At 70.9% G+C, this 22,495-nt stretch carries 21 protein-coding genes; 6 read left to right on the top strand and 15 right to left on the bottom strand.

The window, feature by feature from the left end; all coding sequences use genetic code 11:
• Positions 1-46 precede the first annotated feature (46 nt).
• Together ABZU43_RS00445 and ABZU43_RS00440 are read left to right on the top strand one after the other, a co-directional pair.
• A complete protein-coding gene (locus tag ABZU43_RS00445; RefSeq protein ID WP_355004469.1) occupies positions 47-832 on the top strand; it encodes a helix-turn-helix transcriptional regulator in 786 nt (261 codons plus the stop codon).
• Positions 829-1,035 carry a DUF397 domain-containing protein gene (locus ABZU43_RS00440; protein WP_355004468.1) on the top strand — a complete coding sequence of 69 codons (207 nt, stop codon included), beginning with the start codon at positions 829-831 and terminating at the stop codon, positions 1,033-1,035. Before ABZU43_RS00445 ends, ABZU43_RS00440 begins: the two co-directional genes overlap by 4 nt.
• Here the strand turns inward: ABZU43_RS00440 and ABZU43_RS00435 are convergent.
• Both ABZU43_RS00435 and ABZU43_RS00430 read right to left on the bottom strand, forming a co-directional pair.
• Entirely contained in the window at positions 1,032-2,723 is a 1,692-nt protein-coding gene (locus ABZU43_RS00435; protein WP_355005154.1) for an ABC transporter permease, read from the bottom strand. The two genes, ABZU43_RS00440 and ABZU43_RS00435, sit on opposite strands and share 4 nt — an antisense overlap.
• The gene (locus ABZU43_RS00430) at positions 2,720-3,484 is read right to left on the bottom strand and encodes an ABC transporter ATP-binding protein (RefSeq protein ID WP_203119014.1); all 765 of its coding nucleotides are present in this window, start codon (positions 3,482-3,484) and stop codon (positions 2,720-2,722) included. The genes ABZU43_RS00435 and ABZU43_RS00430 overlap by 4 nt, the downstream gene beginning before the upstream one ends.
• Before the next feature lie 238 nt (positions 3,485-3,722).
• Here ABZU43_RS00430 and ABZU43_RS00425 point away from each other — a divergent pair, with 238 nt between their 5' ends.
• Together ABZU43_RS00425 and ABZU43_RS00420 are read left to right on the top strand one after the other, a co-directional pair.
• Positions 3,723-4,223 carry a SigE family RNA polymerase sigma factor gene (locus ABZU43_RS00425; protein WP_355004467.1) on the top strand — a complete coding sequence of 167 codons (501 nt, stop codon included), beginning with the start codon at positions 3,723-3,725 and terminating at the stop codon, positions 4,221-4,223.
• Positions 4,216-5,076 (top strand): hypothetical protein, encoded by an 861-nt coding sequence (locus ABZU43_RS00420; RefSeq protein ID WP_355004466.1) that lies wholly within the window; start codon positions 4,216-4,218, stop codon positions 5,074-5,076. The genes ABZU43_RS00425 and ABZU43_RS00420 overlap by 8 nt, the downstream gene beginning before the upstream one ends.
• Before the next feature lie 6 nt (positions 5,077-5,082).
• Here the strand turns inward: ABZU43_RS00420 and ABZU43_RS00415 are convergent, their stop codons facing one another.
• The 10 genes from ABZU43_RS00415 to ABZU43_RS00370 all read right to left on the bottom strand — a co-directional run bounded on the left by ABZU43_RS00415 (position 5,083) and on the right by ABZU43_RS00370 (position 16,324).
• Positions 5,083-6,723: a cation acetate symporter gene (locus ABZU43_RS00415; protein ID WP_355004465.1), complete on the bottom strand. Its 1,641-nt coding sequence runs from the start codon at positions 6,721-6,723 to the stop codon at positions 5,083-5,085.
• Positions 6,724-7,137: a hypothetical protein gene (locus ABZU43_RS00410; protein WP_328651696.1), complete on the bottom strand. Its 414-nt coding sequence runs from the start codon at positions 7,135-7,137 to the stop codon at positions 6,724-6,726.
• A 44-nt stretch (positions 7,138-7,181) separates the two neighbouring features.
• On the bottom strand, positions 7,182-8,948 hold the full coding sequence (locus tag ABZU43_RS00405; RefSeq protein ID WP_355004464.1) for a DUF4173 domain-containing protein: 1,767 nt from the start codon (positions 8,946-8,948) through the stop codon (positions 7,182-7,184).
• Entirely contained in the window at positions 8,945-9,946 is a 1,002-nt protein-coding gene (locus ABZU43_RS00400; RefSeq protein WP_355005153.1) for a HAMP domain-containing sensor histidine kinase, read from the bottom strand. The genes ABZU43_RS00405 and ABZU43_RS00400 overlap by 4 nt, the downstream gene beginning before the upstream one ends.
• Positions 9,947-10,014: 68 nt before the next feature.
• Positions 10,015-10,695, bottom strand: a complete 681-nt coding sequence (locus ABZU43_RS00395) for a response regulator transcription factor (RefSeq protein WP_124861938.1) — start codon at positions 10,693-10,695, stop codon at positions 10,015-10,017.
• A 145-nt stretch (positions 10,696-10,840) separates the two neighbouring features.
• A complete protein-coding gene (locus ABZU43_RS00390) occupies positions 10,841-11,509 on the bottom strand; it encodes a DUF5701 family protein (RefSeq protein ID WP_355004463.1) in 669 nt (222 codons plus the stop codon).
• A 66-nt stretch (positions 11,510-11,575) separates the two neighbouring features.
• Positions 11,576-12,337 (bottom strand): LytTR family DNA-binding domain-containing protein, encoded by a 762-nt coding sequence (locus tag ABZU43_RS00385; RefSeq protein ID WP_355005152.1) that lies wholly within the window; start codon positions 12,335-12,337, stop codon positions 11,576-11,578.
• A gap of 23 nt (positions 12,338-12,360) precedes the next feature.
• Positions 12,361-13,587 (bottom strand): histidine kinase, encoded by a 1,227-nt coding sequence (locus ABZU43_RS00380; protein ID WP_355004462.1) that lies wholly within the window; start codon positions 13,585-13,587, stop codon positions 12,361-12,363.
• A gap of 39 nt (positions 13,588-13,626) precedes the next feature.
• Positions 13,627-15,198, bottom strand: coding sequence for a sugar transferase (locus tag ABZU43_RS00375; RefSeq protein ID WP_355005151.1), 1,572 nt, complete (start codon positions 15,196-15,198; stop codon positions 13,627-13,629).
• A 265-nt stretch (positions 15,199-15,463) separates the two neighbouring features.
• Positions 15,464-16,324, bottom strand: a complete 861-nt coding sequence (locus ABZU43_RS00370; protein ID WP_355004461.1) for a DNA-formamidopyrimidine glycosylase family protein — start codon at positions 16,322-16,324, stop codon at positions 15,464-15,466.
• A 136-nt stretch (positions 16,325-16,460) separates the two neighbouring features.
• Between ABZU43_RS00370 and ABZU43_RS00365 the strand changes: the two genes are divergently transcribed.
• On the top strand, positions 16,461-17,735 hold the full coding sequence (locus ABZU43_RS00365; protein ID WP_355004460.1) for a glycosyltransferase: 1,275 nt from the start codon (positions 16,461-16,463) through the stop codon (positions 17,733-17,735).
• On the opposite strand, the gene ABZU43_RS00360 is transcribed toward ABZU43_RS00365, so the two are convergent.
• From ABZU43_RS00360 to ABZU43_RS00350, 3 genes are all read right to left on the bottom strand, one after another.
• Complete coding sequence (locus tag ABZU43_RS00360) at positions 17,729-18,709, bottom strand: tetratricopeptide repeat protein (protein ID WP_355004459.1); 981 nt, start codon at positions 18,707-18,709, stop codon at positions 17,729-17,731. The two genes, ABZU43_RS00365 and ABZU43_RS00360, sit on opposite strands and share 7 nt — an antisense overlap.
• Positions 18,710-18,806: 97 nt before the next feature.
• Complete coding sequence (locus ABZU43_RS00355; RefSeq protein WP_355004458.1) at positions 18,807-21,065, bottom strand: CHAT domain-containing protein; 2,259 nt, start codon at positions 21,063-21,065, stop codon at positions 18,807-18,809.
• Positions 21,066-21,091: 26 nt separating this feature from the next.
• Positions 21,092-21,421 carry a hypothetical protein gene (locus ABZU43_RS00350; RefSeq protein ID WP_355004457.1) on the bottom strand — a complete coding sequence of 110 codons (330 nt, stop codon included), beginning with the start codon at positions 21,419-21,421 and terminating at the stop codon, positions 21,092-21,094.
• Between the two features lie 439 nt (positions 21,422-21,860).
• Between ABZU43_RS00350 and ABZU43_RS00345 the strand changes: the two genes are divergently transcribed.
• The coding region (locus ABZU43_RS00345) for a tetratricopeptide repeat protein (RefSeq protein WP_355005150.1) at positions 21,861-22,495 on the top strand (635 nt) is incomplete at its 3' end.

Below are 22,495 nucleotides of genomic sequence, written 5' to 3'. Positions count from 1 at the left end.
AGGGCTTACTACGCAGCGCAGTCACGTACTTACCGGAGAGGTAAGGATGAACGTCGAAATGTGGGTACGGGCGTTGAAGGCCGCCCGCGCCGGTGCTGAGGTGTCCCAGGAGGCGTTGGCGACGCTCACCAGGTGGAGCCCATCCACTGTCGCGGCCATCGAGACCGGCCGACGCCGCCCGACGATGGAATTCGCTGTGGCGGCCGACGAGGCCCTCGCCACCGGCGGCCTCCTCGCCGAACTCCTCAAGGCTGCGGACCAGGAATATGGCCCATCCTGGTTCGTTCCCTGGCGCGGATACGAACAGCGGGCGACGCGCCTGCGTGCCTTCGAGGCGTGTCTTGTGCCAGGCCTCCTTCAGACCGAGGAGTACGCCCGCGCCGTCATCTCGGCGGGTGGGCTGCATCCGCCCGCGGTGGTTGACGAGCTTGTCGCGGTTCGTCTGGAGCGCCAACTGCTGCTGTCCCGTAGTGCGCCGCCGACGTGCGTGTTCCTGGTGGACGAGATGGGCCTCCACCGTCCGGTGGGTGGTCACGCCGTGCTCAACGCCCAACTCGGCCGACTGCTTGAGGTGGCGGACCTTCCGTCCGCCCGACTGCACGTCATTCCCCTGAGCGTCGGGGAGCATGTCGGCTTTGGAGGTGGCTTCGTGTTCGCCGATCTGCCAGACGGAGACAGAGTGCTCTACCTGGAGAATGCCGCTCGCGGACACGTCATGGACGACCCGGAGACACTCCGGTTGATTGATCGCAAATGGGATAGCCTGCTCGGCGAGGCGCTGTCCACAAGCGCCTCGATGGATCTGATCCGGAAGCTGAAGGTGACCCCATGACGATCAACGAACCCCGATGGCGCACCTCCGCTCGGTCGACTGACTCCGGCGGCAACTGCGTTGAGGTCGCGGACAACCTGCCTGGTGTCGTGCTGGTCCGGGACAGCAAGGATCGCTCCGGCCCGGTCCTCACCTTCGCTCCGGCCGCCTGGCGTGGGTTTCTCGCCGACGCTGGCCAGAGGGCTGGCCGCCGCGTCGGTTAACGGCGCGGGGTGACAGTGGCCAGCAGTTCCGGCTGGCGGCGGTCCAGCACGTCGCCGGCCAGGTACGCGCCCAGCAGCGCCGCGCCCAGCCCGTACGCCGCGCCGACCGGCAGGGCCAGCCAGAGCCACGCGTCACCGAGCAGCGCGGCGGCCACCACCATCGGCACCGCGGCGACCGCCGAGGCGAGCATGCTCAGCAGGGTGAGCAGCCCCTTCGTGAGGCCCGCTCCGCTGTTCATCGCGAACGGGTTGCTGGTCTCCGGCAGTGAGTACGCCCCGAGCACCGAGACCAGGCTGTTCACCGCCAGCCCGACGCCGTAGGTGGCGACCAGGCTACCGAAGGTGAGCCCGATCCACCCGGGTCGACTGAGCAGCACCGACAGCACCACCGACACGAACGCCAGCATCGGCAGCACGTACAGCGAGAAGGCCGTCATCCTCGCCCGCAGCTCGACCCGGCCGGGTACGCCGGCCACCACGTTCGCGGCGTACGCGCTGCCGTCGAAACCGAACTGGTTGGCCAGGGTGGCGGCGGCCAGCACACCCACGAGAACCATGGAAATGGTGACCACGACCGGTGAGCTGTCGTTGGCAGCCGCCGTCAACCCCCCGCTGTCCATGGCAGCGAAGTCGCCGCCGGTGACGTTGACGAAGACGGGCACGAAGATGCCGACCACCGCGATCGAGATCAGGTTGGCGCGGCGGCGCGCGTCCCGCCACCAGTAACGGGCCTCCCGGGCGACCAGGGCACCGAACCGGTCCCGGCGGGCCCAGCCAGCGGCCCGGGGGAACAGTTGGGCGACCGCGCCACCCGCGACCCCGCGTCGAACCGGTGCCTTACCGCCGCTCGCCGCGCCCACCATCGCTGACTCGAGCGACCGGGACCACCAGGCCAGCAGGCCACCGAGCGCCACCACAGTGATCAGCAACTTGACCGGTGCCGCCCAGACCCGCCCCTGGGCCACGTCGATGCCGAGGGTCCACGGAGCGCCCAACGGCGTCCAACCGATCACGGTCGCCACACCGCTCAACCGGCTCCAGTCCGCCTCCCGTAGCGCGGCGAGGCCGATGACCTGGAGAGGGCCGAGCAGCGCCGCCGTCACCGCCAGCAGCACGGCTGCCAGGTCGCGGACCCGTCGGGACCGCAGCATGGTGGCGAACGCGCTGGTCACCGCACGGCTCGCCGCAACACAGAGCAGCAGCCCGGCGAGCACACCCACGGCAGCGACCAACCCCGCCGACCAGCCACCCAACGACCAGGCGGTCAGCACCAGCCCGGACGTCGCGAGGAGCACCGCAAGCACCGGCACGCTGACCAGAGCCGCCGCGAACAGGCCGGTCACCAACGTGCGCCGGGGCAGTGGCAGCAGCGCGAACCGGGCTGGATCGAGTGTCTCGTCCACGCCGAAGAAGACAAGTGGCAGGAGCAGCCAACCGAGCACCAGCAGCCCGCCGCCGGCCGCCGCGACCAGCACCGCGTACCGGCCGTTGCCGGCCAGGCCCGGCGCGGCGAAGAGGAAGAACCCGCTGGCCGCGAACCAGAGCCCGAGCAACGCGCCGCCGATGAACAGGGCGATCCGCCAGCCCTGCCCCCGGAAGTTGTTGCCCATCACCCGCAGCTTGAGCCGTACGAAGTGTCGAGCGGAGACCGACCGTAGCGGCGCGGCGGGGGTGGCGTCCGCGCTCACTGGGAGAGCCACGACAGCTCCTCGCCGGTAGCGGTGCGCCCGCCGACCACCTCGACGAAGACCTGCTCCAACGAGCGACCGCCGCGGACCTCGTCGATGGTCCCGACCCGCTTGATGACGCCCTGGGCGAGGATCGCCACGTGCGAGCACAGCCGCTCGACGACCTCCATGACGTGACTGGAGAACACCACGGTGCCGCCACCGGCCGCGTACCGGGTGAGGATGTCCCGGATCAGCGCCGCGGACACCGGGTCGACAGCCTCGAACGGCTCGTCCAACACGAGCACCCGAGGACCGTGCAGCAGCGCGCAGGCCAGCCCGATCTTCTTCTTCATGCCCGCCGAGTAGTCCACCACCAGCGTGCGACCGGCGTCGCCGAGCGCCAGCACGTCCAGCAGCTCGGCGGCCCGCTGGTCGACCACCGCCGGGTCCATCCCCCGCAACAGACCGTTGTACGCCAGAAGCTCCGCCCCGGTCAGCCGGTCGAACAACCGGACCCCGTCGGGCATCACGCCGAGCAGCCGCTTGGCGGTGACCGGGTCCTGCCAGACGTCGTGCCCGAGCACCCAGGCAGAGCCGGCGTCCGGTCGCAACAGCCCGACAGCCATCGACAGCGTGGTCGTCTTGCCGGCGCCGTTCGGGCCGAGCAGGCCGTAGAAGGAGCCGGCGGGGACGTCCAGGTCGACGCCGGCCACCGCGATCGTGCCGTCGAACCGCTTGGCCAGGCCACGCAGTGCGAGCGCGGGGTGCTCAACAGTCATGCGCCGACGTTATCCGCCGATCACCAGTTCCGCCCTCCGGCAACAGGCGGACCCACGATCATCCCCGAGACGGACGAGCCCCTCAAAGCCCCTGGTACGGGTGCTGACGACCGTTGTCCCGCTCCCACGCGGCCACCGCCCGGGTTCGATCAACCCTCCCACTCACCTCGCGGCACCTCATGCAACCGGACACCGGGCTGGCGGGTGACAGAGGCAGGATCGACACGGGGGAGAGGCAGTGGACAGAGACGACGGCTTCGAAGAGTTCTACCGAGCCAGCAGGCACCGGGTCGTCACCGTGCTGTACGCGCTCGGTGGCGACATCCATGAGGCGCAGGACGCCGCACAGGAGGCGTACGTGCGGGCCTGGCAGCGCTGGCGGAGCATCAGCGAGTACGACGATCCGGAGGCTTGGGTGCACCTCGTGGGACACCGCCTTCTTCAAAACCGCTGGCGGAAGATCCGCAACGGGATCACCGCCCAGCGGCGGAATGGTTCGGTGACCGCGGTCGGGCCACCATCGGAGAACACCGTCGCGGTGGTCGCCGCGTTACGCCAGTTACCGAAGGACCAACGCGAGGCGATCGTCCTGCACCACCTCGCGGATCTCCCGGTCGCGGACATCGCGACGCGGACCGCTGTTCCGGTCGGAACGGTCAAGGCCCGGCTCGCCCGAGGGCGCAAGGCTCTCGCATCTCTGCTCGGCACCACCCTCCCTGAGGAGGTCAGCAATGCCTGATCAGCCCTTCGCGCACCTGTTCCAGGACACCGAGCACCTGAGCTGGGCCGCTACCGAGCAGGTGCGGGAGCGCGGCCGGCGGCGGACCCGTCAGACGAGGTTTGTGGCGGGGCTCGCCGCGGTGGTGGCGATGGCTCTGGTGGCCACCGGGGCGGTGGCACTGGCCGGTAACCGGGAGGGGGCGCCGCCGCCGGTGCTGCCGGCGACCGGATCGCCCACCCCGACACCCACGCCATCCGCCCCCCCGACCCCATCTCCGTTTCCGACGACCTCGCCCCGCAACACCCCCGGCGCACCACCGTCGAGCCCGTCGACGACCACTGGTCAACCGACGAAGGGCCCCACCAGCCCGGCCATTCCTGCGCAGGCGCTCCTGCGTGCGTCGGACCTGCCGTCCGGTTACCGGGTGGGCGGAAGTGACCTGCTGGATGGTGAATGGTCGTTCGGTTATATCGTCAGCATCGCCTGCGCGGCCACGCCGGACCGGTCGCCGCAGGAGCGCGCCGAGCGCACCGCGGGGTTCAGCAAGCCCGGCGCGTCGTCGGTCATCGAGCGGGTGGGGCGATACTCCCTTGAAGGCGCGAAGGCCACGATGACCTTCTGGGCGTGGACGGTGACGCAGTGCGAGCCGGAGGACGAGCGGTATTCGCTGTCGACTGTCGACTCCGGATTCGCCGGGGACGGTTCGCTCCTGATCAGATCCGACGGCCCGAGCTTGGTTGATTACACGCTCTTCGTCCGACAGGGCGATCTGGTCGCAGAGATCCGGCTGGGCAACTCGACCGAATCGGAGGCCCGACGGGTGGCAAAACGGGCAGCCGACCGGTTGTGTGCCGGCACCGATGCCTGCTGACCGCATCTACATGCGGAGGGCTTCCGGGGTGTGCAGGCGGAGCATGGTGGCGGCGACGTCGGCCGGTGCTCGCCGGCGGGTCGCCATCGACACGGCGACCATCACGGTGAAGGCCAGTGGCACCGTCCAGGCGGCCGGCTGCGCGATGAGCGTGGCCGGCCATCCGGACAACGGTGGGCCGAGCACTGTGACCAGCACCGCGCCGATCGCCGCGCCGCCGCCGGCCACCACGCCGGCGGTGGCGCCCACGTCGGTCAGCCCGCGCCACCAGATGCCGAGCACCAACAGCGGGCAGAAGCTCGACGCGGCGACCGCGAAGGCCAGCCCGACGACCTGTGAGACGTCCAGCCCGGAAACGTGCAGCGCCAGCACCGCTGGCACACCACCGGCGATGACGGTGGCCAGCCGGAACCCGCGTACCGATCCCCGACCGAGCACGTCCGTCGAGATCACCCCGGCGACGCTGGTCAGCAGGCCGGACGAGGTGGAGAGGAATGCCGCGAAGGCGCCTGCGGCGACCAGCGCGGCGAGCAGCCGCCCGGCCAGGCCGTCACCCAGGGCGGCTTCGGGTAGCAGCACCACCACCGCGTCGGTCTGGCCGCTGAGCAGCAACTGCGGGGTGTAGATCCGGCCGAGGACCCCGTAGAGAGTAGGCAGCAGGTAGAACGCGCCGACCAACGCCAGCACGACCAGGGTGGTCCGACGGGCCGCCGCGCCGTCCGGATTGGTGTAGAAGCGCACCAGCACGTGCGGCAGGCCCATGGTGCCCAGGAAGGTGGCCAGGATCAGCGAGTACGTGGCGAACAGGCCCCGGTCGTCGTCACCGGCGGCGCTGGGCAGCAACCAGTCGTTGGCATCGGTGGCCACCCCGGAGACGTTCGGCACCGGATCACCGGCGGCGAAGGTCAACTCGTCGCCGGGGCGTACCTCCCGGATGTCACCGTTGGGCAGGGTGAGGGCCGCGCGGTGCTCGACCACGACGGTGGTCGCGGTCCGGAACGTCGGCCCGTCGGGCGGGGTCACCGCCGGGCGGCCGTCGGCCTGCCACTGCAGGGCCAGAAAGATCACCGGTACGGCGAGAGCGGTCAGCTTGAGCCAGTACTGGAACGCCTGGACGAAGGTGATCGCGCGCATGCCGCCCAGCGCCACGTTCGCGGTGACCACGGCCGCCACCAGCAGGGCTCCGAGAGGGTACGGGGAGCCGGCCACCGTGGCCAGGGTCAGCCCGGCGCCCTGGAGCTGCGGCACCAGGTACAGCCAACCGATGAAGATCACGAAGGCGGTGGCCAGGATGCGGAGTCGACGCGAGCCCAGCCGCAACTCGCAGAAGTCGGGCAGGGTGAACGCCCCGGAACGGCGCAACGGCGCGGCCACGAAGAGCAGCAGGGCCAGGTACCCGGCGGCGAACCCGACCGGGTACCAGAGCACGTCCACGCCGTACTTGAGGACCAGCCCCGCGATGCCGAGGAAGCTCGCCGCCGACAGGTACTCCCCACCGATGGCGGCGGCGTTCCAGGTCGGACTGATCGCCCTGGACGCCACCAGGAAGTCGGACGTGGTCCGGGCCAACCGCAGCCCGTAGAAACCGATCCCGACGGTGACCAGGGTGACCGCGACGATGGCCGGGACCACGAAGTCGTTGCCCACTCAGCGCTCCGGCCGTTGCACCAGGTCGGTGAAGTCCTGCTCGTTGCGCTCGGCCAGCCGCACGTACGCCCAGCCCACGGCGATCAGGAACGGAAAGGATGCCACCCCGAGCAGCAGCCACGGCAGGTTGACGCCGGCGACGGTGGTCCGGCCGAGCGAGGGCGCGATCGCGAACAGCCAGGGCAGCCCGCCCAACCCGATGGCCACCACCAGGGACAGCCGCAGCGCCAGCGCGAGCTGGGCCCGGACCAGGCCGCGGACCAGCGCCTCGCCGACCTGGGTCTGCTGGGCCAGCTCGGCGCGGGTTCGCTCGGCGCGGGTGTCCTGCCTGGTGATTTCGGCCAGCACGATCCGGGACCGCCGGGGCGGCGGCACCGCACCGCTCGACCCCACGTCGGGGAGTTGCTTGGCCACCCCGGCAGTCTCGCCCGCCGTACGCGATTGTCAAGCGCTCACACTCACCAGCGTCCCAGTTCGAGGCAGTAGGTCAGCGTGCGGCTCAGCGGAATCGTGTCGAGTTCCGCTCGGGCCCGCAGCCGGCCGAGGTTCGTCGCCCAGAGGCCGTCCCGGGGCTGCTCGGCGGCGAGCTGCGTCAGTGCGCAGATGCGCATCGGATCGGGCAGTCGGGCCAACGCGGGTACCGCATCGGCGGACAACCCGGACACGTACCCGACGTCCAACCGGCCGGTCTCCAGGTACCTGTCGACGTTCCGGTCGGCGATCAACCGGTCGGGATTGACGAGCGCCAACCCGAGCAGCGCCAGCACCGCCGTGCCGATCACCAACCGAGGCAGCCACTCGGCCCGCAGCCGCACCACGGCGACCCCGACCAGGAGGAAGAGCAGCCCGAGCCACAGCTCCATGGTCGCCACGACAAGCCGCAGCCGGGTCGCCCCGTACGCGTCGGCGTAGACCTGCATCCGGTAGAGCGCCGAGGCGACGATCACCAGACTGAGCGCGGTGAGCGTGCCGAGCAGTACGCGGACCAGCAGCCGGTCCGCGCGGGTGGCCTGCGACGCCCGGCGGGCGGCGACCGCGATCACCAGCAGGGTGAGCGCGGTGACGGCGAGCAGTTGCCAGAACCCGCCACGGGCGTACTCGGCGTAGGTGAGCCCGGCCGTACGCAGCACGTGCCCCGCGCCGCCGAACAACACCGTCAGCTGGACCAGCACGAACGCGGCGAACAGGGCGTCGAGCAACACCAGCGGGAGGGTCCACTCCAGTCGGTGGACCGGTCGTGACGGCCTCGGCCGCAGGCCCTCCAGGTCGGGTGGGCGGCTGATCAGGTACGCGCCGCCGAGCAAACCACCGCCGATCACCACCAGGCGGAACGTCCAGCCGATCACGCCGGGTAGCGAGATGTCGGGCAGCAGACCGGTGACCAGTTCGGCGAAGACCGCGTCGGCGGAGGAGAAGAGCAGCCCGAACAGCGTCAGCAGGACGGCGGAGACGGCCACGCTGGTGAGGATTCGTCCGAAGCCGACCCCGGACCCTGCCGGGCGGGTGTCGCGTACTCCGCGTACCGCCCACGGGAGCGCCCGTACCGTCGCGGCGGGCGGCAGCGTCACGGCGACCAGCATGCCGAGCGGGCTTCGCCCACCGGTCACCGCGAGAGCCCCGGTCACCGCCGCCGCGAGCAGGCAGAGGGCGAAGAGCCAGCCGGCGGCCCGGACCGTGCCGACGGCGACCAACGCGACCGTCGCGGCGGCCCAGAGGGCCTGTACCGCCCGCCCCGGTGCCCCCGTGGCACCGGGACGGGCGGTGGCCGCCTGGACGGTCGGCTCGGGCGCGGCGGCCGGATCCGCCTGGACAGTCCGCTCCGGCGCGGCGGTCGGTCCCTGCGGTACCGCCGCGCCGGTCGGCGTGATGGCGCTCCCCGTCGGGGACGGCCTCCCGGAACGGACGACGCTGGCGGTGCCGAGGGCAGCGGTGACGGCCAGCGCCGCCACCAGCCAACCGAGGCCGGGACGAACCATCGTCAGGATCGACGCCCCAATGACCGCCGCAGCCGCCAGCGCCCCCAGCACCAGCGGACGGGCAGGTCCGGACGGCCCCGGCCAGCGGCGCTGGATCAGCGACGGGGGCCTGGGCGGGGCGGGTGCGACAGGCCACGCCTGAGCTCGGACGGCGACCGGTGTGGCAGCCGGGCCGGGGCCGACGACCGGGGAGACCTGCGGTCCGGTCGGCCCGGTGGCCGGGAGATTGGTGCTGCCGGGGCTGGTCATGCTGCCTCTTCTCGGTATGTCCCGTCGCACGGGATGGTGACCTGGATGCGGCAGCCGGGCCGGCCACCCCGGTCGGGTCCGGCGGGATCGAGGACACCGATCCGACCGCCGTGCAGTTCGACGACCCACCGGGCGATGGCCAGGCCGAGCCCGGTCCCGCCGCCGGCCGACCGGTCGCCGCGGGTGAAGCGCTCGAACACCCGGGAACGCTCCGCCGGCGGAATGCCCTGGCCCTCGTCGCTCACCTCGAAGCGGAGCTGGTCGCCGTGTTCCTCGGCGCACACCCGTACCGTGCCGCCGGGTGGGCTGTGTCGGGCCGCGTTGTCGAGGAGGTTCGCGAAGACCTGGTGCAGCCGCCACGGGTCCGCGTGGACCGTCAGCGGTGTCGGCAGGTCCCGGAGCTCGAAGCGCACGTCCAGACCGGCACCGGACGCGCTGGCGGTGGCGTGCTCCACCGCCTCGTCGAGGAAGTCCCACACGTCGATGCGTACTCGCCGCAGCGGCACCACCCCGGCGTCGAGTCGGGACAGGTCGAGCAGGTCCGCGACGAGGTGCCCGAGCCGTTGGGTCTGGGCCAACGCCGAACGCAGCGCGGCCGGTTCGGGGTCGGCGACCCCGTCCACCATGTTCTCCAGCACGCCCTGCAACGCGGTGATCGGCGTACGCAGCTCGTGCGAGACGTTCGCGATCAGCTCGCGTCGGCGCTGGTCGGCGGCGTGCAGGTCCTCGGCCATCTTGTTGAACGCCTGGGCCAGCTCGCCCACCTCGTCGCGGGAGGTCGCGCGCACCCGACGTGTGTAGTCGCCGCGGGCCATCGCCCCGGCGGCCGCCGTCATCTCGCGCAGCGGCGACGTCATCCCGTGGGCGAGCACCTGCGAGGTCACCAGCGCGATGCAGATGCTGGTGACCGCCGTGCCGGGCGGGAGCCAACCGATGCCGTACCAGAAGTAACCGATGGCCACGGCCCAGGACGCGACCAGCAGGACGCCGAGCTTCATCTTGATCGAGCGGACGGGATCCAGTGGACGCGGTAGCACCCGTTCCAGCCAGTCGAACGCGCGGCCGATCACGCGGGCATCTCCAGGGCGTACCCGACGCCGTGGACGGTCCGGATCAGGTCGGCGCCGAGCTTGCGGCGCAGAGCCTTGATGTGGCTGTCCACGGTGCGGGTGCCGCTCCCGTCGACCCATCCCCAGACGTCGGCGAGCAGCCGTTCCCGGGGGAGCACCGTGCGGGGTCGTCCCGCGAGGTGGACCAGCAGGTCGAACTCGGTAGGGGTGAGGTGCACGTCCGCCCCGGCCCGGCGGACCCGTCGCTCGGCCTGGTTGATCTCGATGTCGCCGAGGCGGATGGCCGGCGGCGCGGGAGTGGCGGCGGCCCGCTCCATCCGACGCAGCAGGACATGCACCCGGGCGGTGAGTTCCCGCATGGAGAACGGCTTGGTGAGGTAGTCGTCCGCGCCGACCGCCAGCCCCACGAGCAGGTCGGTCTCGTCGTCCCGGGCGGTGAGCATCAGCACCGGCACCGGCCGGTCGGCCTGGATCCGGCGGCACACTTCCAGTCCGTCGAAGCCCGGCAGCATCACGTCGAGGACGACGAGATCCGGCTGTCCGGCGTGGAACTGCGCGACCGCGCTGGGCCCGTCCGCCGCGATCTCCACGGTGAATCCCTCGGCCCGCAGTCGGGCGGCGATGGACTCGGCGATGGTCCGTTCGTCCTCGACCACCAGTACCCGGCGTTCGTTCATGGGTCCTGACTGTAGGGAGCGGCCGTGGAGATCAGTGGTTTGCGTTGTGAATAACCTGTGGAGAACCGCGCGCGGCTGTGGATAACTCGGGGATCATGCCGGCTGGCGTGCGGGAACTCCAGAGCATCCACGAGGACGACCAGGCCTACGAGATCTTCAACGGGATGCGCTCCGGTCGGGCCGAGGCGGAGCCGAGCCAGGTGTGCGGGTTGCCGTACCAGCACCAACCCAGCTTGGGTGCGCCCTGGCTGATCCACAGCGCCGGCACCCGCTTGTCGCCGCAGCGGGAGCCGACCAGCGAGAAGCACCGGTTGCTCGCCAACGCGGCCGGGTGCAGCGTGATGAAGGCGAGCCCCTCGTCGATGCTCAGCGGCAACCGGCCCTGAGCGGTGATCCCCTCCATGGCCGTGGCCGGGGCCAGATTGCGGAACTCCTCGCCCCGGTCGACGTCGAAGAGCAGGTACGCCGGACCGGCCGGCACCTCCAACTCCTTGATCGGGTCGAAGCGGGGCAGGTCGTCCTCGGCGTAGTTCCGGTCGATGACGCCGGGCTTGCGCTTGCCGGCCAGTGTGGTGAGCTCCACCCGTTCCGGCACACCGATCAGGTCCCGGGTGATGACCAGCAGGAACGGCACCCGGGCGTCGGTGGGGGCGGGCAGCCCGGCGACCCCCTCGACCGCAGCGGCCCGCAGTGGCGCGACCAGGTCGCGGAAGGCGCTCTCGGTCAGCCCGGCGAGGGCGGGATAACCGAGCTGCACCAGTCGGTCGAGTTGGTTGTCGAACTCGGATGCGGCGTCGAACGGAGTCTCGGTCACGGCAGGCCTCCCGGAAGTCGTACGGACTAGCGTACAACGTACGGTAGGGCTGCTTCCATTCCCGGCTCAGCGACTCCAGTCCTGCTTCGCGGCCCTGACCAGCTTGTCCTTCAGCTCCCGGGTGTGCCGCCGGCTCACCGGGAGCTCGGTCGAGTCGATCACCACCACGTAGCCGGAGTTGACCAACCGCAACTCCGCGATCAACTTCAACTGCACCAGGTACGACCGGTGCACCCGGACGAAGCCGGCATCGGCCCAGCGTTCCGCGAGCGTGGCCAGCGAAACCCGCACCAGGTGCGACCCCTCGGCGGTGTGCAACCGGGCGTAGTCGCCCTGCGCCTCCACCCAGCGCACCGCCGAGCGGGGCAGCATCCGGGTGGTGCCGGCCAGCTCGATGGGGATGGTCGGGTCCTCCTCCGCGCGGGCCAGCGCCGCCGGGTGCGACGGCACCACCCGTGAGCCGATCACCCGGCGCAGTGACTCGGCCAGCCGATCGGCGCGCACCGGTTTCCGCACGTAGTCGGTGGCGCCCAGATCGAAGGCGTCCACCGCGCCGTCGTCGTACGCGGTGACGAACACGATCGCCGGTGGCCGGGCGAACCGGCGCAGCACCCGGGCCAGCTCCATCCCGTCCAGGCCGGGCATCCGGATGTCCAGGAAAACCACGTCCACGTCGCCGTCGCGCAGTAACCGCAGCGCCTCGGTGGCATCCCCGGCCGTGTGCAGGCGGGCCACCCGGGGGTCGGCCCGCAGGTGGTACGCCAGCTCGTCCAGCGCGGGCGGCTCGTCGTCCACCGCGAGGACGCGCAGGAAACCGGTCGCGTTCACCGCCCCCGTCCCGGTCCGCTCGCTCACGACCCTGCCCGTACGCCCGGGTGGAACTTCGGCACCCGCATGCTCACCTTCGTGCCCGAGCCCAACCCGGTCTCCACGACCAGGCCGAACCGGTCCCCGAAGACCGAGCGCAACCGCTCGTCAACGTTGGAGAGGCCGACGTGCTGGCCCGTGTCCTCACCGGGGTCGCCGGTGCCGTGGGCCAGCTCGGCGATGCCGGCGGTCAGCGTGGTCGGATCCATTCCCACTCCGTCGTCCTCCACCGTGATGTGGCATTCGGCTCCCGCGTCCCGGGCCTCGATGCTCACCATGCCCGTGCCCGGCTTGCGGGACAACCCGTGGCGAACCGCGTTCTCCACCAGCGGCTGGAGGCAGAGGAACGGCAGCGTCACCGGCAGCACCTCCGGGGCGATCTGCAACCGCACCTGCAACCGGTCGCCGAACCGGGCCCGCTCGATGGTCAGGTAGCGGTCGATCGACCGCAGCTCCTCGGCCAGTGTGGTGAACTCCCCGTGCGCACGGAACGAGTACCTGGTGAATTCCGCGAACTCCAGGATCAACTCCCGGGCCCGCTCCGGGTCGGTGCGGACGAACGAGCCGATGGCGGTCAGCGCGTTGTAGATGAAGTGCGGGCTGATCTGCGCCCGCAACGCCCGGATCTCGGCGCGGGCCAGCCGCTCCCGCGACGAGTCCAGCTCAGCCAGGGCCAGCTGGTTGCCGGCCCAGTGCGCCGTCTCCAGGGTGGCCTGCACCAACCCCGGAGGCGGCGGGCTGTCGGCTACCGCCACCAGAGCGCCCACCACCCGGCCGTCGGCCCCCAGCAACGGCGCGACCACCGCCCCGCGGACCGGGCAGTCGACCCGGTCGCAGTGCAGTTCCTGCTCACCCAGCACCGTCGAGCGGCCGCTGCCCACAGTCCGCTGCGCCGCCGCGAGCAGTTGCTCCCCGTGGTGCGTGCCGCGCCCGTCGAGGGCGAGCAGCCGGTCGGCGTCGGCGAGCGCCAGCCCGACCGCGCCCACCAGCGCCCGCAGATGCCGTACGGCCTTCGCCGCGCCCGCCTCGCTCAACCCCGCCCGCAGCGGCTCGGCGGCCAGGCCGGCGGTGTGCAGCACCTCGTAGGTGGCCCGCTGGGTGGCGGTGGCGATGCCACGGCGGGCCCGCAGCCGCAGCACCGCCAGCAGAGCCGCGGTCAGCGCGGTGACGAGTGAGACGACGCCTACCACGGCGGAGAGGTTGGCAGCCACGCAGCGATCCTCGCCCCTGCGAGCCCGCGCGCCAACCCTCTAGTACGCGCCCTTTCGGGCGAGCACCACCCCGACGGTGCGCCACAGGATGCTCAGGTCGTACGCGAGCGACCAGTTGTCGACGTAGTAGAGGTCCAGTCGGACCGACTCGTCCCAGGACAGGTCGGAGCGGCCGGAGACCTGCCACAGCCCGGTCATGCCGGGGCGGACCAGCAGTCGGCGCCGTACGTCACCCAGGAAGTCACCGTCGTCGGCCGGCAGCGGGCGGGGCCCGACCAGCGACATCTCGCCCCACAGCACGTTGATCAGCTGCGGCAGCTCGTCCAGCGACGTGGCCCGCAGGAAGCGACCGACCGGGAAGACCCGAGGGTCCTCCTTCATCTTGAACAGCATGCCGTCGGTCTCGTTCCGATCGACCAGGCTGGCCAGCCGGTCCTCGGCGTTGACGTACATGGTCCGGAACTTCCACACCCGGAACGTGCGCCCCTCGTGCCCCACCCGGGGCTGGCGGAAGAAGACCGGCCCGGGGTCGGAGATCCGGATCGCCACGGCGATGGCCAGGAAGAGCGGGATCAGCAGCAGCAGGCCGAGGCCGGCGGCGACCCGGTCCATCAGGTTCTTGGCCAGCAGCGCCGGCCCGGAGAGGGTCGGCTCCTCGACGTGCAGCAGCGGCAGACCCTCGATCGGCCGGATGTGCACCCGGGGGCCGGCGATGTCGGTGAGCTGCGGGGCGACCACCAGGTCGACACCGGAGCCCTCCAACTGCCAGGCCAGCCGGCGCAACTCGCCCGGCTCGGCGCTGGCCGACCCGCAGACGGCGATGGTGTCCCCACCGACCTCACGGACCAGGGCCAGGACGTCGCGTCCGGCGTACACCGGAACCGGGGTCGGCATGCCTCTGGCCGCCGCGTACCCGTCGGTGATGTGGATGGCGACGGGCATCAGCCCGGCGGCCGGGCTGCGGGTGACCGCCGCGTAGACCTCCAGGCATTCGGGCAGGGTGCCGACCAGCACCATCCGGTGGGCGGCCTGGCCGGCCCGCCGCCGGATGTAGTGCAGCGCCCAGCGGGCCACGAAACGGCCCCAGAGGATCAACAGCAGCGCCCCGAGCAGGGCCGTGCCGACCGTCCAACGGGACAACTCGGTCTTGGTGGCGAAGGCGAGGAACGAGACACTCGCCGCGACCGTCACCGCGGCCCGGATGACCCGCTTGAACTCGTCCGGGCCGAGCCCCAGATAGCGCCGGTCGTAGGCCCTGTTGCTCCAGAGGATGATCACCCAGCCGAGCGGGAGCAGCAGGTAGGAGATGGTGTGGAACCAGGTCGGGTCCTGCTTGGTGCCGGAGAACCCGGAGGCGGCCTGGTCGAAGAGCTGGATCGCGATCCAGCTGGCGAACGCCGCCGCGCCGAAGTCGAGCAGCAGCAGGACCGCGATGTAGGGGCGGTGCCAGCGGGAAACCCGGCGTCGCGACCTCGTCCACGCCGACCGGGGTACGCCGTTGTGGGACGGCGGCGTCGGCGGCTGGATCTCGAAGCTGTCGACGTGCCGCACGAGTCTGCTCCGGCCTTCGTTGGTTACCGGGCGCTGGAGGCTTGCCGTCACCTCACCCATGTCCTCCCGCATGACACGGGCTGCTCACTCGCAGTGAGGGCCCGGGTCGCCCACCGTTCCAGTCTCCCACGCGGGCTCCGACCGGTCGCCGCCCCGAAGGAGATTGGCGACCGCCGGTGCCGGTGCGATCTGGCCGGCTCCGCACCATTTCAGAAGCCGGGGACCGGGGCCACTATACCGATGGATACGCGCGTGACCAGAACGGCGGACCGGAGCTTTCACTCAGTGAGGGCGATTCCGCTCCGTAGTCCTGAAGTGCAATTACTCACCGTACGAGACGAGACAACCGACGGTCAGCCAGCGGCTTGCCGCCGGTCTGGCAGGTCGGGCAGTACTGGAGGCTGGAGTCGGCGAACGACACCTCGCGCACGGTGTCCCCGCAGACCGGGCAGGGCAGCCCGGTGCGGGCGTGCACCTTCAGCCCGGAGCGCTTCTCGCCCTTCAGCTCCGCGGCCCGCTGACCGAGGGACCGCTCTACCGCGTCGCCGAGAACCTGTCGGGTGGCGGCGTGCAGGGTGGCGATCTGGGCGTCGGTGAGCCGATCGGTGATCGCGAACGGGGACAGCTTCGCGGCGTGCAAAATCTCGTCGGAGTACGCGTTGCCCACCCCGGACAGCACCGACTGGTCGGTCAGCACCCCCTTGACCTGCCCCCGCCTGCTCCGCAGCCGCTCGGCGAAGAGGGGCAGATCCGCGGCGAGCACGTCCGGGCCCAGCTTGGCCACCCCGGGAACCGTCGCGAGGTCGGTGACCAGATACGCGGCCAGCTTCTTCTGGGTGCCGGCCTCGGTGAGGTCGAAGCCGGAACCGTCATCAAGGCGTACCCGCACCGCGATCGGGCCCTTGCCCGGACGGAGCGGCGTGGTGGCGGGGAACGCCTCCCGGTAGTGCAGCCAGCCTGCTCGCGCCAAATGCACCACCAGGTGCAGGCCACCCTCGAAGAGGACATCGAGGAACTTTCCGTGCCGACTGGCGTCGACCACCGCCCGGCCGGCGACCTCGGTAGGTGCCGGCTCGTACGTCTTCAGGGCGCTGATCGCGGCGATCTCCAGCCGATCGACGCGCCGCCCCACCGCGCGCTGACGCAGGTAACCCGCGAGCGCCTCAACCTCCGGTAGTTCGGGCACGACACAACGGTAGCCTTCTTTCCCGTGAGCGTGAGGAATGAGCTTGCGAGTTCCCACCGCGAGCGCGAGGAGTGAGCTTGCGAGCCCCGCAGTCGCGAGCAACAGTCGGCACAGCCGCGAACGAGAGGCAAGCTCCGTGAGAATCGTGGTGGCACACAACCGGTACCGGGAAGCCCAGCCCTCCGGTGAGAACACGATCGTCGACTCGGAGATCGCCCAGCTCACCGCCGCCGGCGTCGAGGTGCTGCCCTTCATCCGCAGTTCGGACGAGATCCCGTCGATGTCGAAGTCGGCGAAGGCCCTGCTGCCGATCTCGCCGATCTGGGCGCCCCGCGCCCAACACGACCTGAGCCGCCTGCTCACCGAGCACCGACCGGACGTTCTGCACCTGCACAACCCGTACCCCCTGATCTCGCCCTGGGTGGTGCGAACCGCCCACCGGCACGGCGTGCCGGTGGTCCAGACGGTGCACAACTACCGGCAGGTCTGCTCGTCGGGGATCTACTTCCGCGACGGCGTGATCTGCCAGGACTGCAAGGGTCGGGCGTTGGGTGTGCCCGCGATCAAGCACCGCTGCTACCGCGACTCGGCGGTGCAGAGCGCGCTGATGGCGACCACCCTGGCCGTGCACCGGGGCACCTGGCGCTCGGTGGATCGGTACATCGCGCTCACCTCGGCCATCGCCGATCACCTCCGCGACTACGGCATTCCGGACGAACGCATCGTCGTGAAGCCGAACTCCGTACCCGACCCGGGTCGGCCGGCGCCGCTGGGCGACGGGTTCCTCTACATGGCCCGACTCTCTCCGGAGAAGGGCGTCGACCTGCTGCTGGACGCCTGGCGCCGGCACCCGGTGGGTTCGCTGGGCACGCTGCGGGTGGCCGGTGACGGCGAGCTGCGCCCGCTCGTGGAGGCAGCCGCCGCCGAGCGACCCGACGTGGTCTACCTCGGTCAGCTCGACCGGGCCGGCGTGCAGGCCGCGGTCGAGGCGAGCGCTGTGGTGATCGCCGCCGCGATGTGGCACGACGTGCTGCCCACCGTGATCATCGAGGCGTTGGCGAACGGCCGACCCGTGCTCGGGACGGCGCTGGGCGGCATTCCGTACCTGGTCGGTGCCGACGCCCCGCACGAGCCCGCCGGCACCGGGCCCGCCGAGATCGCCTCCGCCGTCGCCGGTCATTCGCCGCCGCCGGCGGGTCCGCCTGCGGTGCCGGCCGGCCTGGTCACCGGCACCGCCGGCTGGGTGGTCCCGCCGGAAGCGGCCGCGTTGGCCGCCGCGCTCCCGGTCGCGCGGGCCGGTGCCGCCGCGCTCTCCGCACCGGCCCGGCTGCGGTACGAGCAGACGTTCCACCCCGACGTGGTCATCAAGCGACACCTGGACATCTACGCGAGCCTGACCCGTCCTCACTGACCCCTGGTCGGGTCAGCCAGGGAGCGTTGTTGGCGGAGTTGTTCGAGGAGGGCGGTGTCGGCTTCGAGGTCAGGGTGGTCGACCTGCCGATCGAGGTCGACCACGTGTTCGAGTTCCCGGATGGCCTGGTCCAGGTCACCGTCCGCCTGGTGGGCCACCGCGATGTTGTACCGGGTGACGGCTTCGCCGGCCCGGTCGCCGACCTCCCGCGTCATGGGGAGGGCTTGGTGGTAGTGGTCGAGGGCCCGTTGCCGATCCCCCAACCCGTCATAAACGAGGCCGATGTTGTTGCGGGTGGTGGCTTCGCCGGCCCGGTCGCCGACTTCTCGCTGGATGGCCAGGGCCTGGTGGTAGTGGTCGAGGGCCCGCTGCTGATCCCCTGACCTGTAGTACACGCTGCCGATGTTGCCGAGGGTGGCGGCCTCGCCGGCTCGGTCACCGACCTCCCGCCTGATGGGCAGGGCTTGGTGGTAGTGGTCGAGGGCCCGCTGCCGATCCCCCGAGGCGTGGTACACGCTGCCGATGTTGGTCAGGGTGACGGCTTCGCCGGCTCGGTCACCGACCTCCCGCCCGATGGGCAGGGCCTGGTGGTAGTGGTCGAGGGCCCGCTGCTGATCCCCCGAGGCGTTGTACACGCTGCCGATGTTGCTGAGGGTGACGGCCTCGCCAGCTCGGTCATGGACCTCCCGCCGGATGGGCAGGGCTTGGTGGTAGTGGTCAAGGGCCCGCTGCCGATCCCCCAACCTGTCGTACACGCTGCCGATGTTGTTCAGGGTGGCGGCTTCGTTGCCCCGGTCGCCGGCCTGCTGGTACATGGTCAGGGCCTGCTGAAAGTCCTTTAGTGCCGGCCGGGGTCGACCGGTGGCCAACCGCGCCCAGCCACGTTGGTACAGGGCGCGGGCATCCGGGCCGAGGGTCAGCGTCGCGGTGGCCATTGCCTCGACCGCCACGAACCGCGAGGTACGCAACCACACCCGACACACCCTGTCACCTAGATGCCGCGCGATCAGCGACTGCCGACCGGCGACGGCAAGCCGATGCACCTCGACCCATCGGGCGAGGTTCCTCGGGTCAGCGGCCATCGGAACCGGCGGGGTTGAGGACCCAGAGTTGGTAGAGGGACTGCGCGGCGGCGCCGCATGCCTCGATGTACTCGTCGTCGGTGATCAGAGGGCGAACGAGGGGGTGCAGGACGTTGGAGACGTAGTAGCGGGGCTGGTGGGTCTCGGGGTCGATGCCCTCTTCGAGCAGGCCGAGCTGGACGGCCCGCTGGATGTGCCGATCGGCGTCGGCATGTTGGTGCATTGCGTGGACGGTGGCGGCCGGTACGGGTAGTTCGACGACGTTGATCCTGGCGAGCATGCGGCGGAGTTCGAGGGGCTGGGAGTCGAGCAGGTTGTCGGCCAGCACCGTCTCGCGGCGGAACCTGTCGGTCTCGTTCTCGATGGCGGTGAGCAGGCCATCGATGTCGAGGGCGGGATCGTTGACGATCCGGTTGAGCCAGTCGAGCAGGCGGGGATTGCCCGCCGCGGCCTCGATCGCCCGGTCCCGGATGGCCGGGTCGATGGTGGATTCGGGGCGCAGGTTGACCAGATTGGCGATCTTCTTGGTCTGCTCGACGGGGCTGAGGGTCTCCAGAGCCTCGACGGCGACAGTGGTGCCGGCCGGGGTGGGGAAGCGGTAGCGGCTGGTGATGATGACACGGCTCGGGCTGCCGGTGTCGCGGATCGCGGTGAGCAGGGCGGGCAGGATCTCGGCCATCGCCGGGGCGAGCACCCGGCTGCCGTCGTCGCGGGTGTCGAGGTTGCCGGTCTCGAAGTCGTCGAACACGAACAGGCAGGGTGTTCTGCCAAGGAGCCCGTCGGCGTCGAGCAGGTACCGCAGCCGGGTCGGGAGTGGAATCTGCTCGTTGTCGAGAAGCCTGCCGGCCTCCTCGGACTGCTCCCCGCTGTCGAAGCGGATCTTGGTGGTCAGCTCACGAAACTTGATGGCGTCGACCTGGCCGTACCAGACGACATGCTGATGGGTGGGCATGCGTTCCAGGAGCCGGGAGGCGAGGCTGCTCTTGCCGAGCCCACCCATGCCGGCCAGCAGCAGGCCCTGTGCCGCGCCGGGGGTGTCGGCGGGTTGCCGGAGGGCACGCAGACAGCGCTGGATGATCCGCCGCCGGCCGACGAACTCGGCGCGGGACGCGACCCGGGACAGTTGGGTCTGCGGGTCCAGGAACTGCCGGTCGGCGGCGCGCACCTGCGACTGCCTGCGGCCCCGGGCGTGGAGCGGCGTGACCAGGGGAGTCAGCGGAGACCGGTCGGCGTAGACCCGGAGCAGATGCCAGCAGTTGCTCTTCTTGTCGTGAAACAGGTGACGGCGAGCCTCGATGACGGCCTGGTCCAACGACCCGCCGTCGGCCAGCGCCTGGTAGAGAGCTGCGGCGAAATCGGTGGCGGAGACGTCTCCCACCGGTAGCGCCCAGCCCAGCACCGCAGGGGCGCCGGCATCGACCAGACTCTCGCTCATCGAGGGGAAAACCCCACCACCGGGGGCGTCAGCAGTCAGGCAGCCGGAAACGAACACCAGTCGCGGCCAGTGTCCCTGCATCGCCTGGGCGATCTGGTCGGCCGTCGCCGTGGCGCGCCCGCCGAACTCGCCCTCCACCACGAAGACCGGCTCCCCGCCGTCGGTGGTGGCGTGCCCGCTCAGATGCAGCACATCGAAGTGGTCGGGCCCGTAGGCGCGGCTCAGGAACCGGAGCCCTTCCAGGGTGCCGCTCTCCTCGACCACCAGGTCGGTGCCGGTCCGTCGGGTCGCGGCGAGGATCGCCGCCTCCTCGGCCTCGAAGTTGAGCACCGGCTCGACGCCTTCTGGCGAGGCTGCCATGAACAACACCCGCAACGGCCGGTTGTTCGGCGTGACCGGGCTGGTCAGTGCCGCGTGGGTGCCAACCGCACGAACCGGCAACAGCGGTGCCCGCCCTGCCACGGTCAGGAACGTGCCCTCCCGGGCGAGCAGTTCCCAAGGCAGGTGCCGCAACCGCTCCTCGGCGGCGATCCGCAGCACCGCCCCGGCAGGATGGGCCAGGATCGGGGTCAGCCACCGCTGATCGCCGTCGAGGAAATCCGCCAGCCTCGCCCCCAGCTCAGTCAGCCGGACCGCGCCGTACACCTTCTGCGCGTTGGCGTCACTGCTGTAGTCACGCTGTACCAGCGTGATCAGCTCATCGACCGCCGCCCTGTCCAGGTTGCGGGTCTGGGGCGCCGCGCCGTCGAAGGACAGCCGCAGCTCGTAGTAGTTCGAGGTCTGCGCGAAGACCTCCAGTTCGAAGGTGCCCATCTGCCCATCCCGTCGTGGCGGTCAGTTCAGTGCGGCTCGGTGCCTTCCTGCCGCATGGCGATCTCCAGCCGAGCCTGGCTGCCCTCGGCCAGCTCGATCCGGGTGCCGTCCGGCAGCAGCACGGTCACGGCAACGCCTTCCCGGCGGCGGGCGCTCCACCACTCGGCGATCGTCTTGGCCACCTCGACCCCGGAGAACACCAGCCCGATGACCGCGATCACCATCTCGGCCGACCGCTGCACCTGCACTGGCGACACGCTGTCGTCCGGCCCCATCGCCCCGATCAGCGCGGACCGCAGCTCCGCCGCCCAGCGCGCGGCCTGCGCCCCGGACACCTCCACTGTGGCGTTTCCCATCACCCGCACCCTCCCCTGATGCGCCTGGTCAAGCCCGCCCAGGACCGCGGATTCCTGGCCCAGGCCAGACGATCAACGGGTGGACCTTGGCGGCCACTGTACGTTTATTCGCGTCCCGGGACCGCTCGGTAAACCCGGCTGACGGGTTTCCGACTCGCTGACCAAGTCCCGGCGATCGTGGGAAGAACAATGACGACCCATGTCACAGCGGTACATCGCTGGTGTGCCACGGTCCGATCCCTGGACACGCTGAACAGGCAACCGGGAGCAGTGGGAAAAGCGAGGTGGATTCGGCATGGAGGATCGAGAACCATCACCATCACGCCCCGGTCCTCACGCTGCGGCGACCACCGTCGCCCGACTTGTGGAGGTGCATCGGCTTGCTGTCGCCGGTCAGCAGCCGGTGATCGCCCGCGATGCCAGTGTCCGAGTGTGTCGGGTGTGGTTGCGTACCTCGCGGTTCGCGGCGGTCGAGGCAGTGGCCACCGCGACGCTGACCCTCGGCCCGGATGCCAGCGCCCTCTACCAACGTGGCTGGGCGCGGTCGTCGACCGGTCGGCCCTGGCCGGCACTGGAGGACCTTCAGCAGGCCCTGACCATGTACCAGCAGGCCGGCGACCGGGGCAACGAAGCCGCCACCCTGAACAACATCGGCAGCGTGTACATCAGGTTGGGGGATCGCGAGCGGGCCCTGGGCCACTTCCACCAGGCCCTGCCCATCCAGCGGGAGGTCGGTGACCGGGCCGGTGAAGCCACCACCCTCAACAACATCGGCGGCGCATACATCGGGTTGGGGGATCGGCAGCGGGCCCTCAGCCACTTCCACCAGGCCCTGCCCATCCAGCGGGAGGTCGGTCACCGGGCCGGCGAAGCCATCACCCTGAACAACATCGGCCTCGCGTACCACGGGTTGGGGGATCGGCAGCGGGCCCTGGACCATTATTACCGCGCCCTGCCCATCCAGCGGGAGGTCGGTGACCGGGCCGGCGAAGCCATCACCCTGAACAACATCGGCCTCGCGTACCACGGGTTGGGGGATCGGCAGCGGGCCCTGGACCATTATTACCGCGCCCT

The sequence above is a fragment of the Micromonospora sp. NPDC005205 genome, assembly GCF_040608275.1.
In the GTDB taxonomy this organism is placed as follows: Bacteria; Actinomycetota; Actinomycetes; order Mycobacteriales; family Micromonosporaceae; genus Micromonospora.
This window is presented reverse-complemented; position numbering and strand designations above follow the sequence as displayed.